Raw genomic sequence first — 530 nt, forward strand, 5'->3', positions numbered from 1 at the left:
CGCTTCCCAGCGTGTTCGCCTAATCAGTCTCATGCTTAAGGGCTGGTCCCCGTTCGCTCGCCGCTACTAGGGGAATCTCGGTTGATTTCTTTTCCTCAGGGTACTTAGATGTTTCAGTTCCCCTGGTTCGCCTCGTACACCTATGTATTCAGTGCACGATACTCATCTTGTGATGAGTGGGTTTCCCCATTCAGAAATGCCCGGGTCACAGGTTGTTGCCACCTCACCGAGCCTTATCGCAGGCTACCACGTCTTTCATCGCCTCTGGCTGCCTAGGCATCCACCGTGTGCGCTTCATTGCTTGACCCTATAACCCGAAGGAGTCTGGACTCGCAATGATCACGTTTCATTTTGCCGGATACGCTTGAGACGTATCACAATTTAAGAAGCACTTCTTGCGAAGTGTTCTTGTCAGCATGATATACATTGTTAAAGAGCGACTGCTATAAGCAGTGATAAGCGTTCTTTCATATTAAAAAAGAAAAAGACCTTTAAGACCTTAAAAGCTATTTTTTCTTTTTAACGTGAAA

General features: G+C 46.6%; 1 rRNA gene. It reads right to left on the reverse strand.

Annotation, left to right across the window (positions count from 1 at the left end):
- A 23S ribosomal RNA gene (locus tag K7H09_RS23965) occupies positions 1 to 307 on the reverse strand; the annotation flags it as partial.
- Positions 308 to 530 lie beyond the last annotated feature (223 nt).

The sequence above is a fragment of the Halomonas sp. IOP_14 genome (genome assembly GCF_021021315.1).
Lineage (GTDB): Bacteria > Pseudomonadota > Gammaproteobacteria > Pseudomonadales > Halomonadaceae > Vreelandella > Vreelandella titanicae.